Here is a 16,678-nt window from a genome sequence, read left to right as displayed (position 1 = left end):
TCACCTTCTTGTGTGTGTTCAATTTATCTTCGCAGCAAGGTGTAAACTTAGCTTGCCTGTTACTTTATTATTTTGTGTGGCATCACCAAAATATTTCCCTGTAAAATGAAGTGACATTCGAGAATCTGCTGACATTGATTCAGTCCACTGTGCACCAGCAAAAGTACTTTCTTGTCCAACTAAAGGCTTGTCAGATAAGGTCGCACCTCTTCGTTGCAAATATAAAAACATCGATTCGCTTGTCACCTCTTGTTCCAATGAATCTAAAAAGACAATATTCGAAGTACTTGCTAATTCCACATCGTTTTTGGTATGGAAGGAAACTGTCAGTTCTGTCGTTGTCGAATGATTGACCACTTGGTAATCATCGCTAGTCACTTGATCGTCTAAGACGTTAAAGGCCATCCGAACCGGTAACGTTACATGGATTGCTAGATCACTTTCCACCACAAAAGGAATAGTATACTCCCATGTAGCTGTTTCGCCATTAACCAATGACTCGCTGACAACGATTTTGCCAGTCGTCGCTCCTTCTTTTGACGTATTGGGATATTGGGTGAACCCTTCAATTTTCAAGGTAGGATATTGACTGATATCCAAATATCGTCCAATTTGACGATCCATATCTTCACGAGACATTCCTAACGTTGCTTTTTGTTCCCTTGGATTTAAACGATCAATGTTTAATCGTTCAAATCCATTCGCGGTAATTTGATAACGACTTCGATTATCCGATATTCTTGGCTGCACCACGTTATCTTTGAAGTTGTCCAGTCTGCCATTGACCTCTGCATGGAAAATTTCCACGATCTCGCCTTTCGCAACTGATAGTCTTCGATTTGTTCCGAAACCATCCAAAATCTTCACTAAGTCTCCACCCTCTACTGAAAAAACTGTATCAGCAGTCATATTGTTCAATGGACCATTTTTGATAGTGGAACCTTCAAAGTGTTTAAATTCATAATAAAGCTCATTCGCGAACCTGTAATGAATCTCTTGATTAGATAATCCATATTCATAAGTTGCAGTAATCTGTGTTTGATCTCGGTTCAAACTAAATGTTGCAGCCCGTGTATCGTGATCGAAGTCAGTATATTTAATTCCTCGTATATTCAAAGAATGACCAAACTGATAAGTGACTGGCACATCGACCGTAGCTAATACTGTGCCATTTTTCGAAACCTCTACTCGTGCAGATTTACCATTCAACGAATCAGGAAAACTTACAAAACGTGCGTCATAATCCTTTGTTTCCGTTTGATCTTTGAATACTGTGACAAAGTCCATTGCCTGGTAATCTGTTTCCCCATATCCATAGTTCAAGACTTGATTCTTTGGCTGGAAATCTGTGTAATTTCCGATACCAGTAAAACCAATGACGCCTTGTTCATTGATGACCCCGATGGAAAAACGTTCGGCATTATTCCGATTGATTTGGAATGTACCTGTTGTGATCTCTCCTGCCAATTCCGCTTGATATGGATTGAATAAGTAAACAGGTTGTCCTGCAAGATCTAGAGTTACTGTTACTTGGTTTGTTGAGACAGCTGTATCTACTTCTGGTTGGATCGAGTTAAAGAACTCGGATGTTTGTGACCCGTTCGTCTGCCACTTCAAATAGGGATAAGTTCGATTAGCACTGCTCTCCATAGCAAAACCTGTGAGCCACTTTTCACCAAACCCAAGCTCAGTTATAGTTCTATCGATCAATCCTGTAGTACTACGAGCTTCACCCACACCAGTTGTCGTCGTTTTCCTTGTAGTGCTTGCATCAAAATAAACATTACTTGCTGTAATCCCAGTTGTAGTATTCGAAATTGCTTCACCTGCAGTAAAACCTGCGACGAACAAGTTTGTGAGCTTTGCAGTAGCAGTCGAATCGACTATTCCGATCACCCCATGTCCGTTCGTTGAACCAACGCTATAATTATCTATCATCGTTAAGTGACCATTTCCTTCGAGCTTACCAACAAATCCCGCGGAACCATTGGATAGACTTCCAAGCATATATCCATTATGATAACTCTCATTGATCGTCGCATTTCCTGCTAAACGACCAATAAACCCGCCAACATAACTATTCCCACTTCGTATATCACTCGAATTGATACTGCGTTCAATCTGAACTTGACCAATTTCTGTAACATAGCCAATCAGTCCTCCACGATAGCTGGTAGTTGAAGAATTAACTGTCGAGCGCGTCTCACTAAGCGTGTCGGTAATCGTTACTGTACCAGATGCTTGACCGATCAAACCGCCTAAATTCAAAGTATAATTATTCCCACCAGTAAAATTCACTTTTGAACTAGAGTGCCCCATGGTAAGCACGCCTGTCGTGCGACCGACGAGACCCCCTAGTAGACCGTTCGAAGTATTCGAATGAAGATTACTTGATACTTGGCTATTCGTAATTATTAGTTGTCCAGTGTTGTTTCCAACAAAAGCCCCGCTTCCATCTGACTGGTTTGAAACAATACTACTTTTACTGTCTATCCTGATATTATCAAGTTCAACAATACTCCCTGTGCTGATTTGGGCAATCACTCCTGCAGTATAGTTGGTATATGACTGTCCTCTAGTATTTGACACCCTTAGATTTTCAAATGTTAGATTCTCAATTCGTAAAGGATCGTTTCCGACTGAATGAATAAAAGCTAAGTCTAATTCTCCACTAGTCAACGTCAAATTCTTGATGATCGCATGATTACCGATCAATTTCGCTCCATACACTCGTCTGCCTGAAAAAGTTCCTGCATTTGCCATATCGATTGATATTCCATCTTCTGGTTCAATCGAATAGTCTTTATCATCTTCATCAAAAGGCACTTGACTGTTCAAAAAACGACTTAGATCCTCTGCTGTTCGAATGACCGTTTGCACATAATTTGCTGTCACAGTTGCATCTTCTGTCCCCATCGAAAAAGTAGCTGTTCGATTTTTTTGATCAACATTTGTTACGATACTTCCTGTGCCTGTCACGCTAAATCCAACAAAACGATATCCAGCATTTGCTTCAGCCGCCTGAATCGTTGTTGTATCCCCTTCGATAAAATTCGTCTGGACAGCAATTGGATCAGCTGCACTTCCTGTTAAGGGATCACGCCCCAGTGTCAAACTCATTCGCCGTGCGGTAAAGCCCACAACTCCTTGTTGATTGATCACCCCAATTGATACATTTTTAACATTGCCTTGATTGAAACCGAAAGTTCCTTCTGTGGCTTCACCTGCTAAGCCAGAACTATATGGATTGAATAGTTTCAATGGCTCTTGTTTTAGGTCTAACGTTACGGACACTTGATTGCCTGTCACTGGATGATCGACCATCGGATCGATACTTTCAAAAAACATAGATGGTTGGGTATTTTGGGTCTGCCAACTAAGATATGGATAGGTTTTATTCGTGCGCTGATCCACTGAAAAGTCAGTTTGCCAACGACTTCCGAAACCTAGTGCAGTGGTTGTTTCTTCAATCAACTCTAGCGTTGTTTTCGCTTCTCCAACTCCAGTCGTCGTTGACTTATTCGTCGTACTGGAATCAAAATAAACATTAGTCGCCGTGATACCCATCGTACCTGAAGTAATGGGTTCCCCCCCTGTAAATCCTGCGACAAAGAGTTGGCTGAGTGTCACAGAATCCGTTAATTGATTGTTCCCAATCACACCATTACCATTGGAAGAGCCGATACTATAACTATCCATGATGTCAAGAACACCATCGCTATCGGCCTTACCAATGAACCCAGCAGTTCCTAGACTTGTATTTCCTTGGACGTGCCCATTGTGATAGCTTTCCTCAATTCTAGCATTTCCTGACAACCTTCCGATGAATCCGCCCACATAACTATTATTTCCTCGCATATCACCAGCATTGATACTTCGTTGGATCGTAACCTCTCCTGAGAATTTCACTAGACCAATCATACCACCTCGATATGTCCCATTTAATGAATTGATGATTGTTTGGCTTTCACTTATAGAATCAGTGATCCTTACCTCGCTACTGGTTGCACCCACTAGTCCGCCGATATTTAATGTGTATGAATCACCTCCAGTAAAAGTAACTTGAGAAAGGCTACTATCAATGATCAACGGCCCGTCATTTGCACCAACAAGTCCACCTAACAGTCCGTTGGCGGTGTTGCTATGCAACGTTCCTAAAACTTCACTGTTTTTGATCATTACTGAACCTTGATTGTTCCCGATCAATCCTGCATTACCATCAGGCTGACTAGCAGCAATTTGACTGCTTTCATCGATCGTGATATTTTCAAGCTCAACTGACTTCCCACTCGCTACTTGACCGATGATCCCAGCCACATTAGAGTGTGTTCTGGTATTATTAACGAGTAATCCTTCTAATTTCAAGTTTTCTATACGTGAAAGGTTGTCGCCATCGATCGTTTGAATCAATCCAAGAGAAGCTCCTGAAGCTACTAATGAAAGGTTTTTGATGATTGTACCATTTCCGATCAGATTACCAGAAAATTGACTACGACCTGTAAAACCACCTTCTCCGGACATGTCAATCGTTTGATTTATCTCTGGTTCGATCGCGTACGTCTGTTCATTTGAATCATAAGGAAATTCGCTTCGTAAAAATTTCCCAAGATCCGCTTTATTGCGAATGACCGTCGAAGCATACTCAGCTGTGACTGTCGCATTTTCAGTTCCCATGGTGAAAGTGGCTGTGCGATTTGCTAAATCAACATTTGTAATCTTACCGTCACCTGTCACATTGAAGCCGGCTAAACGATAACCAGGAGAAGGTGTATCTGCTGTGACCTTCGTTGATGTCCCCACCAACAGATTGGTCGTCGGCGTAGTTGGATTACTGGCACTTCCAGCTTGTGGTGAACGTGCTAAAGTTAGCATTCGATTAGTCAACTCATAACGAGCGGTAACTTTAGCATTTTGAGATCCCATCGTAAACGTACCTGTTCGATTGGCTGTATTCACATTCGTGATCGAACTTCCTGTACCACTTACATCAAATCCCGTAAACTGATACCCCGTCGCTGGTGCTGCAGCAGTCACCGTTGTTGTTGCACCTTGTGCTAATACGGTCACAGGAGCCGTTGGATTCGCACTAGCTCCTTGTGATGGATTTCTAGCAGACGTCAAAGTATGAGCGGGTAGTTCTATAAAACTGCCACGAATTGCTTGATCAACTGTTGCAAAATAGTTTGCATAATACATATGAATATAATTAGCGGCATAATAAAAATACGTATTGAAAACCCAATCCAAATCAACCGAAAAAGCGTTTGTCCTTTGACTTGTATTTTTTGCGTCTCTGACTCTTTCAACACGTATAGTATATTGTTGAAAGTCAGCTAAGGAACCTTCATTACTATTTGAGGGAGATAGAACTGGCGCTTTTATTTGATAAGGATTTGTTTCTTTAATAGTAAATCGAAAATCTTCATTGCTATGTTCAACCGAATTCACTCCGAATTGATACTGACTTTTTGCAGGCATTTCTGAATAACTCACACCTGCATACAATAAATCGTTAGTATTGCGGTATAAAAATTGTCTAGGCAGCATAACTCGCCCTTCAATACTATTTCCAATTCTGTTACCTAACTGATTGTTGCCTGACCATACAATGGATGCCCGGCTATCATTTAAAAAATAATTCTTAAAAGTTGTTGGAAACTGTGTACGATTTCCACTAGCACTGCCCTGCAAGAATTGAGAAATCCAAAAATTATTTAAACTATTTAGCTGTTGCAGACCTCTTGGCTCCGTTTCTACTAAAGTTCCACCTTCCACCACTTTTTCGGTTGATACCTCTACTCGTTCACTCTCATCCTCAATCGTCTCATCACCTTCTACCAATGTTTCTTCTGTTGTTTCCTGCGTTTGGCTAACATCTTCTACATGTTCTTCTACCCTTAACTCGTTGATTGCCTCAGCAATAACACTGATACTATTGCCTAATGACGAAAAAAGCAGCAAGATAATTACAATAATATGTAAAAATTGTTTTTTATAAAAATGAGTCATTTCTTCCTCCTACTCTATACGTATTACTTGACGTGACGTAATCTGCTGATTTTTTGGCAGAAAGTTATACTCAATGTACATGGGTTACTTCATTCTATTCATAATTTTTTCTTATTTAATGGTTGATTCCATAAACAAAAGCCCTCTAAAATAAATCAACCAACCGTCATAATGGACTATTCATGTTTTTTGAAAGATCCACTAGTTATATTCAACTAATTGAATGTATGTCCCCCCCTTCTTAATCAGGATGAAATCGCGATGTTAAATAACGTTTTTACACAACTATCATTTCTACATCTTTTTATTATAATAACACTATTAAAAAATTTTTTTATTTTTATTTTTCTAAAATAAATAAAAATAAAATACTATAAAATTGATTTACATTTAAAAATCCTTGTTACAATCGATATTTTTATTAATTACAGAAATTTAAAGATACTTTTTTTTTGTTATTTAGAAAAAAATATCACACTATACACCAAAGAAATCTTCACAGGCAAAAAATATTGCCAACTAAAAAAATAACGAAATTATTCAAAATAACAAAAAATATAAAAAAACATTTTTATCCCTAGCTGATCTTACTGATTATGAAAAATTTTTTTAATTATAATGATTTTTTATTTCAAACGTTTGTTTTTTTTGTATAATTATAATAGGTATATTTTCCCCTTACCTTATTTACCTATGTGTTTTATCTTTATAGTCAAAATCGATTACTTACATATTTACAGAAAAAAAAGATTGGAAGCTAGAATAATGGAAAATTTATCCATCACCTTACAACTTGATAATCAGTTTAAACGACAATATCAAATATTAAATTTAGTACATAAAACCAACCAATTAACAATCAATGAACTTGCACTTAACTTAGAGAAATCAAAACCTACACTAAAAAAGGATATTGATGAAATCAATCAAGCACTGATTGAGCATTGTGTTTCACTAAAAATCGATCAAAAAGGTTTATTATCATTCCAATACAAAAAAGCAATGACAATCGATTCGATGATCACCTTATTAGTCAAAAGAACCCTCACTTACCAAATCATGGATCTGTTACTTCATAATATGACTTACTCAACCGATGAACTAGCCGATACCTTGATGGTCTCTAGAAGTACGATTTTTAAAACGATTCGTCATATGAATAACCTCTTGAAAGAATTTAGTGTGACGATCACCACCGGACCATTGACTTTATCAGGTAAAGAAGAAGATATTCGTTTTTGTTTTTTTGCATTTTACTCAAGCTTTGGCGACAGTGCGATCATTGATGCTGATAGCGAAATTGATGCTCAGTATTTAGTCGACGAAGGACATAAAAGAGATCACGCTTTTTTACATTTCAGTCATTTTCGTGCCGCTCTGTGGCTATCCATTGCAAAAGTACGATGGAAATGCAAAAAGCTATGTAGCCTGAATCGAAGTATTAAAGTGTTGATCAAAAACAGCAAAGGCTTCTCTTCGCTTGAACCATTATTGCAGGATTACTATCTTTCACGCTCAAAAGAAACACTTTCCTTAAATGAAATAATATGGTTATACTTGGTCTCACTTCATTGTATTTCCTACACACGTCAAAACAATTTAGATGATGGTCGCTCCTATGCATTTTATCGAGAAGAGGCTCCTGGTGTCATCGAAGCAATCCAACGTTTTCTAGCGACTGTTTTCCCAGAACATATGGTCAAGGACGGTACGCTAGAAAAAATGGAAGCTTATTTGGTCAATGCACGTTTACTTTCTAAAATGAGCCATACTTATGAATTACATTCACCCACCATGGTGACGCAAATGAAGGAACGATATTCTGCAATCTACCAAGTGTGGCTTGAAAAATTGACTCTTCTAAAAAATAATCCTTTGTTCGGTTTTGTTCATATTGACTATCTTGCAGCTGCGTTGACAACATTTCATGCTTCACTTTTAATGAAACAATCGAAGCGGCATTTACGCATTATATTTACGATCCAAGGACCACCATCTTTAGATGATTATATCCTGAATGAGATTGAGACACTTTTTACGCAACGGTCAACGATCGAATTTCAAATCGAACATGCTGTAACAAAAGAATCAATCGAAATGTATCAAGCTGATCTAGTTGTTTGTAATTATGATCTCCATCTGATCGATGAACAGATTTGCCAAATCCATCGAATCTCCAATGTTCCGACGATTGCGGATTGGCGCCTTTTAATGGAAACAATCACTTATTTGTCTTTGCCTGCTTATTTAGAAAATACATAAAAAAATATCACTATTATTTTCTCCACAAAAAAGAGGCCGAGATAGAAGTGTTCAGCCTCAAGAAATAAGGCGCCATCCACAAAAATTTGAAGAACAATTTTCGTGGATGGCGCCTTATTTCCGAAGAGGTCACTTCTATTCTCGCCATTTATTCGGCTTCAGGAGATGCGCTAGGACTAATGTTCCAGCCTCTGTTTTCGATCAGTCGTCCTATTCGTCAACATCGAAGCTTAAAAATATTTTTGTTTTTTTCTTTCCACCATTACTAATGCATGACGATATTCAGAAATTGGATAGATAGGCGCTGTTGTTAGTAGATTCAATTTTTTCTGTTCGATAAAATAGAATAATTGCTGAAAGGTTTGTTGCTATTCTTCATCTAAAACCGAATCTAACAAATGCCTGAGATGATAGATTTTGGCTTGGATCGGCTGCTGGAAGAGAAGCTGCACGTGCAAGAGGAAGGTTTGGTGGTCGTCCTGAGAGGTGGATTTGGAATTACTGAAGACTCTAGTAGATAACGATACGTCTATTAAGACGATTGCCGAACGATGGAACGTTTCTTGAACAACCATTTATCGTTATCTTGGTAAGAGAGTGGAAAAGGAAACACCTAAGTAGTTCTTAGGTGTTTCCTTTTCTTAGAAATTTATACTACATTAAATACCATCGAATATTTATAGTTTGCACTCAGATCATTGCCACAAAGTTCCTTAAAATACGTACGGTAGTCCGTCTCTACAAGCCGCAAAATCTCTTTTATTGGCAATTTACTATAGTCGTAACAAATTATTTCAGCCATTAGTGTTAGTTTCGCATCGATCCCTATAATTTTAGGGAGATTTTCCCAAAAATTGTCTGGTGAAATCGTGCTTGTCAATTGATTCAGTTGTTCGAACTGTTGTACCAAGTATTCATTTAGTGCTTCGTTTTCTTTTTTTTCTTGTGACAGATTTTTTTGAATCTGGCGCATATATTCATCTTTCATTAAGGCTGCTACCATCTTATATAATCCTTTCTTTTTTCTTTATTTCCTATGGGGATGATTAACTATAAAATTCTTTCTATTTATTGATTTTCAACGTTAAACCATTAATATTTTTTAGATTATCATTTTTGTGAAGATCTGATTTATGAAAGGGTCGAAAGATTTAGAGAATTAAAAAAATCATACTCTATTTTTTAATTGTCAGGAACTGCACTTAATTCCCACGTCAACTTGGTCGAATAATTAGTTGCTTCTGGATTTGTTCCTTTAGGTACAAAGAGACCCACACTTTTATCTGCTGTATTTTGATCCCCAAAACGATAGATCCATGTCCCTGTCCCAGATTCTCCTTTTGCTTGTATAAGTACTTTTCTTGTATTTGGTAAAATTCTTTGCATGGATTCTTCCTGTAGTTCAGGTGTAGTTCCACCTTGTGCAGTCACTAGTTCTTGATTGAATAACTGAATTTCAGATCCGGTTAATTCCTGTCCACTTTCGTTACGGAATTGCTCGTACTGAGTAACCGATAACTGCCAACCATTACGTTCATTGACGGAACGACGATCACTAATCTGCACAAAATTTGGTCGTTCCTCGCTGTCGCTTACTGCTCCATCTACATTTAATAATCGTTGCGGTTGTGCATAATAAATTTGATCACTAACAGATATTTTTTGCGTCTCAAAGTTAAATTGAGAAACAAAATCAATACTTAATAAACCTTGATCTTCTGGCAGTTCTGGTTTATTTTCTGGATCGACATAGATATCTGGTTCTAATGGATCAACAGGACTAACTTGAGAAACATCATAAATATACGTTACATTTATATTCTCTTCAGTAAAAATCCCTTGAGCATTCGTTGGTTTCTCAATTAATTTATACTTTTCTATTTCCAATGCGCTTGTTTCATAGCTTTCGCCAATAACTCCCCGGAGTTCTTTCGAATCTGCTAACCTATTTCCCACAGAATCAATATGATTAACAAAAACTCTTCCCTCTTTTTCAAATAAAGCTTGAAGAGTAACATCAGAATTTCCCATAGCAATTGTCGTATTGGTTGCACTTGGGTCATCAATTACTACATTCGTGCCAGTATTCACCTGCCAACCGACAAACCGATAACCATAGTTAGCCGTTGCTCCAATTTTGGTACTTTGCCCTTGACTCAATAAATCCATATCGGCTTGTGTATTACCACCAACGGATGGGAGTGATTCCAATTTTAATGCATATTGAACTGGAGTTACTCTAGTCTGGGTAATAGCTGTGTTTAGTCCATCCAATCGAAAGCCAATCGTAGTCTGATCAGAAGTTGCCGTGAATCTCATTCTGTAAATTTGGTAATTTGAACTTAAAAAGTACGATGCACTGTTTAATGCATTAGGTCCAGCTATTACCCCATTACCATTATAAGCAGTTATAGCTAAATTCCCTGTAGCTGAAATTCTTCTTGCATTTACTTGTACATCATACGTATGACCTTGAACAGTTTGAATTGTTTGACTAGCCATTAAAGTTCTAGTTCCGCTTAGACGTTCAACTTGCAATGCCGCATGTGATCCTATTTGAAAAGTAGAGTCACTTAATCTATTCCAACCTGCTGCAGTTGTTGCTTGAGAAATAGTCAAGTTTCTGGAAAGGGCATCAACCGGCGTTGTAGATGATGCTAATTCCCAGTGAGGGATAGTTGTCTCCACTCCTCTATTGAATACAAAATTTGGATTTATTAAAAGATTAGTCACATTACGTTCGTTTTTTATATCAGTATTTAACGTCTGATCTATGTCTGTACTGCTTGAATTATTGTCACCGCTTTCTTCACATTCACTGATTTCAAGATGAACTGTGGTTTCTTCAACCGATAGTTCGTAGTTTCCAATCATGTCAAACTCCAACGAAAGGGCAAACGTATTTTTAGCCTGTTCTGACTGAATCAACCATTCATGAGGCTGCTCTCCTTGTACAACTGAAGTTCCTTCTGGTAACTGCTCTCTGATGATTATTGCTTCTTCGGGTAAGATGATTCGCACCTCTGAAACTTCATGATCAGAAAAAATATTCACCTTTATCGGTTCATTTACCGCTCCTTTCAATTGAGATTGAGTAAAGAAAAGGTGAGGAGCATCAGCCAAATTTTCTAAAGAGTTTCTTTCGTGTGGTATTTCTACTTGTTGTTCATGTTCGTCTGTGTCTATCGTTATCTCTGCAGAGAACATACTTGTTGGTATGAATACTATTTGAATAAATAGAACTATCGTTCCTAAAAAAAGCATTAGTCTTCTTAATCTTAAGAGCATTGCATTCACTCCTTCTCATCACCTTTATCCGTTTGCTTTTGTTTTCTTTTATAGATGAGGAGATAAAAAATAATTTCACGTAAAATGATTAAGACAATCAGTCACCAATTCATGCTTGAATCAACGGACACATACTAAAGTAACGCTATAAACGTTATGCATTTCTATAATCTCGTAAAAACTATATTTCACCATTTCTATCTAGTGTCGCATCATCTTTATCACTCACTACATCTATAATGCCAAAGTCAGTGTTAATATGCCCTGTATTACATCTGTCTCTGTAGAGTCAGAAATAAATAATTGAATGACATAGTTTGTTGCTAAGTCAGCTGCATCCTCCGTTTAAGTTTGTTTAATTGCCCCAAACTCTCAGCCAATTTATTATTTACTGTGATTTTCTGCACACTTTATTTTATAAGTAAATTTTTTATAATATATTATATACCATCGAATATTTGTTCTTTGCACTTAAATCAAGCTCACAAATTTCCTTGAAGTACGTAGAATAGTCTGTTTCAACTATTCGCAGAATCTCTTTTATTTTTAATTGATCAAATTGAATTAACTCTGTAATTAGTGTTAATTTTGCATCAATTCCTAGAATTATAGGAAGCTTTAAGAAAAAATTATCTGATGAAATTGTATTTATCAATTGATCAAGTTGCTCGAACTGTTGTATCAAATAGTCATCTAGTTCTTCAATGTCTCTTTTATCTCTTTGCATGTTTTCTTGAAACTGACTCATATAATTATTCTTCGTTAGAGGTGTTTCCATATTGTATGCTCCTTTCAAATTGATGGGATTAAATAGAAAAATTTTTCTACTTATTAATTTAACCATAGTAATTCATCTATTTTTATATTTTCATTTTTTAGGAAAGTCCGATTTATTAGAGAGTCTAAGGTCATAGAATGAGAGAATAAATTGAACTATTTTCTAATTGTCAGGAACTGAACTCAATTCCCATATCAACGTTGTCGAATAACTTATCGCCTCTGGATTTGCCCCTTTGGGAACGTTGAGAGTAACACTCTCTTTTGCTGTATCGGCATCACCAAAACGATAAATCCAGGTACCTATTCCTTCATCACCTTGTGCTTTTAACAAAGTAAAACGATTACCTGGTATTAACTCACAGGTAACAGATTGTAGTCTAGGTGCTGTTCCACCTTGAGCAGTAATGAGTTGTTGATTTGAAAAAATTAAACTGGCACCATTAAGCAATTGTTGTTCTTTACTTTTAAATTGTTCTTTTTGTGTCACGGCTAATTCCCAACCATTACGTTCAGATTCTAGTCGACGATCACTGATCTGAATATAGTTTGGTCGTTCTTCCATTTCGTTTACCGTTCCATCCTCATTCAATAACCGTTGTAGTTGTGCATGATAAGTTTTATCATAAGCTGAAATAGCTTGTGAACCAAATTTAAAGGAAGAAACGAAATCAATACTCAATAGATCCTGATTTTCTAGTGGGTCAGGCTTACTTTCTGGATTCACTTCTACTTCCGGATTCAATGGATCTAACGGAGCAATAGGTGAAGGGGAATCTACTTCGAATACAACATCATAATTAACAGTAAACGCACCTTCTCCTTCAATTGTTTGTGTTACTGCAATAACTCCCTCTTTATCTGTATTTGAACTATGTGTATTATCAAATCTCACAAATTCAAAACTAAACTGTTCTTTTTCTAATTCCGTAAATTCTTCATGGTATGAGAAAAAAGTCGATGCTATTTGAGACATTTCTTCTTTTGATGCACCAAATGGAACAACTATATCATTTCGTGTAGTTAATTGATTCACACGCAATAGATGATAGCCATTTCTAGTCAACATATAATACGCAAACGGGTACCCTTGCGTCTCTAGACGCATGTCATTATTTCGAGAAACAAACACATTATTTCCTAATTCATTAGTTACCGGATTATTAATTGTACTTGTATTAATTTTAGTAACATCTCCATAATTCAATGATACATCGGTCAAATTCTCATTCCATTCATTAATCATCTTATTTATAGAATCTGTAAATGTTATTAACCTCAGAGCATGAGATAATAAACTATGTTCCTCTGAGTTTCTATAAATATTAATATGAGGGCGTGTTCCCACACGTTGTGTTCGTAAGCTCTGTTCTCCAAAGGTCGGAATTAGCTGTGGTTTTTCTCCAGTTAATAAACTGAGTGAACTAGTAAACTCGTTTAATTTAGTTTCATTCCCCTGAGTTGCCTTAAAGCCAATACTATGCCCCCAAATGATGTTATAAGAGACAACTACATCTTTTGAAAGGTGATCAGTAGTTACTTTGATAGTTGTTGTTTTTTTACCTACACTTTGAAGATCAAACTCATCAATCAATTCAACATGAAAATCTTCAACAACATGACCTTTAGGTGATTCAGAAACTGACTTTATGAATTTTTTTAAATCAATATCTTTTGTATCACTTCCTAAAATAATATCTTGAGTTTTAGTTTCTACGTCCAATTTTTTTTCATTATATACCGCACGTATTTTTGTGTTTTCGGATCCCATAGTAAATTGTGTATTTGGATTTTGTTTATCTGATACTAAACTACCTGAGCCGATCACTTCCCATTTTTCAAATTGATATTTTTCATTCGGATTCGCTTTTAACAACGTGTTTTCTCCTTCAAGCATGGTCGTTTTTTCTGCTGAGGGATTCCCTCCTTCACTCGGTATAGCTTCGAAAGATAAGGAGTATTGTTGCTGTTCATAAATGTACGTCACCATTTGTTCATATTCTTTAAAAATCCCTGTCGAATTTACCGGTTTGTCTTTTAAAACATAACCTTCTATTTCTTTTGGGTTAGTAGTATACGGTTCATTCAAGTTTCCCTCAATTATATCATCGTCCAATAATTTTTTACCTTCTCCATCAGTGTACCGTATAGTGATATTTCCGCCCTTTTGTGTTTCAAACATAAACGTTAAACTTGCATTTATATCGAGAGGAGTAAATTCATACGTTTCTTCATCATAAAATCCATTTTCTGTCAAAATATCTTGAATGGAATAATTCGATTGGCTAATTATTCCATCTGGAATAGCACTTTCTATTTTTATAGGTATATCGATATATCCTTCTATTTGTTCTTTAGGAAATACAGTATTTCCATTTTGATCTAGATAAAAAATATTTATGACTGATTTTTCATCAGGATATTCTTTACTTCCAGCTATACTTATTCGTTTATAGTTTTCATTGGTGATATCAAATCTAGGGTCACTAAAATTCATAATGTTTTTTCCAATCTGACCAAATCCTCGACTAGTTGAACTTACAAGATTCGGTTGTTCCCAAAGAGATTCTCTGTTTTGCCAAACACTTATATATGAATCGAGAATACTTACCTCAGCTCTCGTTGCTAGAAAGAATAAATCGGTAGCGGCATTACTTCTAATCTCTACGTTTCGAGGGTTTATTATTGAAAATTTAGTGTCTGCACCTTTTAAGCTAATAATAGCATTTAATTCAGTATCAGGTTCATCTTCATCATCAGGTTCATAAGGTCCATCCTCAATACTTTCACCAGGAGAAGAAGGAAGTTCTGGGATAATATTATTATCCTGATTAACCAACAATACTTTCATTTTTGCACCTTGTTCTGTTCGTAAACTAGTACCCTTTCTACTAAATTGAATTCCCATTTGGTTTGATGTATAAATATTGAGTTCACCATTATCTTTTACAGTGTAGTTCTGTGGTCGATTATTTGAGGCACTTTGATCTCCTAGCGGCGCTACACCACCCTCTTGATTTTGATAAAAGTAATTTACTTTTGCTTTTTCCTCAATTATATAGTTTTGAAAGTGACGAAAGACAGCTGGCTGATTCGCATTCTTGTTATTCTCTCGATAAAAATTTACAGTAGCACCTTTTTTTACTAAAAACTCAGAATTTTTTCCTGTGACAGCAGCGCCAAAAACATTCCTTGGATACCATACAGCAGCTCTGGGACTATTAAATACTATGCTCGTATACGTACTGTTTTCTTCAACAACAAAACTTCCTAATGCAAAATTTGATCTACTGGTCCTTATGTTTGTATTTCCTCTTATGATAACTTCAGATCTTCTGGCGTCTACAGCCCTACGTGATCCAGAAATTATGGTGTCTTCAATTAGAATCCGCCATCGTCCACCAGCTACTGAATCGTTTCCTCTTATAAAATCCTTATTAATAGCGGAAAATAAAATATTTATGTTATTTAAATGTAATATTTTTTCTGTATCTCTCGGAGGATCGCCTAGCAATAAGCTGTTTCCTTCCAAATACAAGGTATATCCATTACCATCTATTTCTAGATTTTCTGTTCTTTGCTTAAAATTATCGTTACTAAAAGTAAATATGTCTCTCATCAATTTTATTTTTTTCACTGAATTGTCTTCAATAGCTTGAACTAATTGGTTCCAATTAGAAATCTCTACGTATTCAGTTTTTATATCATTATACTCAATAAATTCATTGGTATTTTTTGTTAAATTTTTTTCTTCCGTATCTTTGGGAATGTTTGTCGAACTTTCTTCAAAAGATTCTGATATTTCATTTTCTTTATTATCTGTATCAGGTTTGATTAGTATATTCTCATCCTCAGTTATTTCTATAGTCATTTTTTCTTCACCAATAGATACCTCAAATACTCCAGATTCTTCGAATAAAATGGGTAAAGTAAATTGATCTTGCGCAAGTTCTGATCGAATTAACCAAATATTTTCATCTGAAGTTTTTTTAATTTCCAAACTATCCAACAAATTATTTGTATCAATTTTCCCTTTTGGTGGTAATTTGATTCTAATTTCATATACTTTTTGATTTGAAAAAATATCTACTTGTATTGGTTCATTTACCTTTCCTTGCATTTGTGATTGGGTAAAGAAAAAGATTGGTGAACTTATCTGATCTTCTAAATCATTCTCAATAGGTGGAGATTCTACTTGTTGTTCCTGTTCCTTTGTTTCCATCATTGTTTCTGCATAGACCATTCCTAACGGTATAAATACTGTTTGAATCATTAGAATTATCATCACTACAAAATATATTGATTTTCTTAAACTTGAGGACATTGTATTCACTCCTTTTCA

Annotated in this window: 6 protein-coding genes and 1 pseudogene; 2 read left to right on the top strand and 5 right to left on the bottom strand. The window is 36.1% G+C overall.

The window, feature by feature from the left end:
• Positions 1-18 precede the first annotated feature (18 nt).
• Positions 19-6,009: an InlB B-repeat-containing protein gene (locus P3R27_RS03135; protein ID WP_301356960.1), complete on the bottom strand. Its 5,991-nt coding sequence runs from the start codon at positions 6,007-6,009 to the stop codon at positions 19-21.
• A gap of 765 nt (positions 6,010-6,774) precedes the next feature.
• Between P3R27_RS03135 and P3R27_RS03130 the strand changes: the two genes are divergently transcribed.
• Together P3R27_RS03130 and P3R27_RS03125 are read left to right on the top strand one after the other, a co-directional pair.
• Positions 6,775-8,271, top strand: coding sequence for an AcpB/EbpR/MafR family transcriptional regulator (locus tag P3R27_RS03130; protein WP_034687763.1), 1,497 nt, complete (start codon positions 6,775-6,777; stop codon positions 8,269-8,271).
• 427 nt (positions 8,272-8,698) lie between these two features.
• A pseudogene (locus P3R27_RS03125) lies at positions 8,699-8,838 on the top strand (helix-turn-helix domain-containing protein); the annotation flags it as partial.
• A gap of 82 nt (positions 8,839-8,920) precedes the next feature.
• Here the strand turns inward: P3R27_RS03125 and P3R27_RS03120 are convergent.
• From P3R27_RS03120 to P3R27_RS03105, 4 genes are all read right to left on the bottom strand, one after another.
• Positions 8,921-9,274, bottom strand: a complete 354-nt coding sequence (locus P3R27_RS03120; protein WP_301357533.1) for a DUF7006 family protein — start codon at positions 9,272-9,274, stop codon at positions 8,921-8,923.
• 179 nt (positions 9,275-9,453) lie between these two features.
• Positions 9,454-11,559: a WxL domain-containing protein gene (locus P3R27_RS03115; RefSeq protein WP_301357341.1), complete on the bottom strand. Its 2,106-nt coding sequence runs from the start codon at positions 11,557-11,559 to the stop codon at positions 9,454-9,456.
• Between the two features lie 430 nt (positions 11,560-11,989).
• Positions 11,990-12,337, bottom strand: a complete 348-nt coding sequence (locus P3R27_RS03110) for a DUF7006 family protein (RefSeq protein ID WP_034687765.1) — start codon at positions 12,335-12,337, stop codon at positions 11,990-11,992.
• A gap of 162 nt (positions 12,338-12,499) precedes the next feature.
• A complete protein-coding gene (locus P3R27_RS03105) occupies positions 12,500-16,660 on the bottom strand; it encodes a WxL domain-containing protein (protein WP_301390159.1) in 4,161 nt (1,386 codons plus the stop codon).
• Positions 16,661-16,678 lie beyond the last annotated feature (18 nt).

It is taken from the genome of Enterococcus spodopteracolus (genome assembly GCF_030441955.1).
Classification (GTDB): domain Bacteria; phylum Bacillota; class Bacilli; order Lactobacillales; family Enterococcaceae; genus Enterococcus_B; species Enterococcus_B spodopteracolus.
This window is presented reverse-complemented; position numbering and strand designations above follow the sequence as displayed.

What these genes read in the sequence shown, in the direction of transcription:
- P3R27_RS03105 (WP_301390159.1), bottom strand. Translation starts at nt 16,660, where the DNA reads ATGTCCTCAAGTTTAAGAAAATCAATATATTTTGTAGTGATGATAATT.
- P3R27_RS03135 (WP_301356960.1), bottom strand. Translation starts at nt 6,009, where the DNA reads ATGACTCATTTTTATAAAAAACAATTTTTACATATTATTGTAATTATC.
- P3R27_RS03115 (WP_301357341.1), bottom strand. Translation starts at nt 11,559, where the DNA reads ATGCTCTTAAGATTAAGAAGACTAATGCTTTTTTTAGGAACGATAGTT.
- P3R27_RS03110 (WP_034687765.1), bottom strand. Translation starts at nt 12,337, where the DNA reads ATGGAAACACCTCTAACGAAGAATAATTATATGAGTCAGTTTCAAGAA.
- P3R27_RS03120 (WP_301357533.1), bottom strand. Translation starts at nt 9,274, where the DNA reads ATGGTAGCAGCCTTAATGAAAGATGAATATATGCGCCAGATTCAAAAA.
- P3R27_RS03130 (WP_034687763.1), top strand. Translation starts at nt 6,775, where the DNA reads ATGGAAAATTTATCCATCACCTTACAACTTGATAATCAGTTTAAACGA.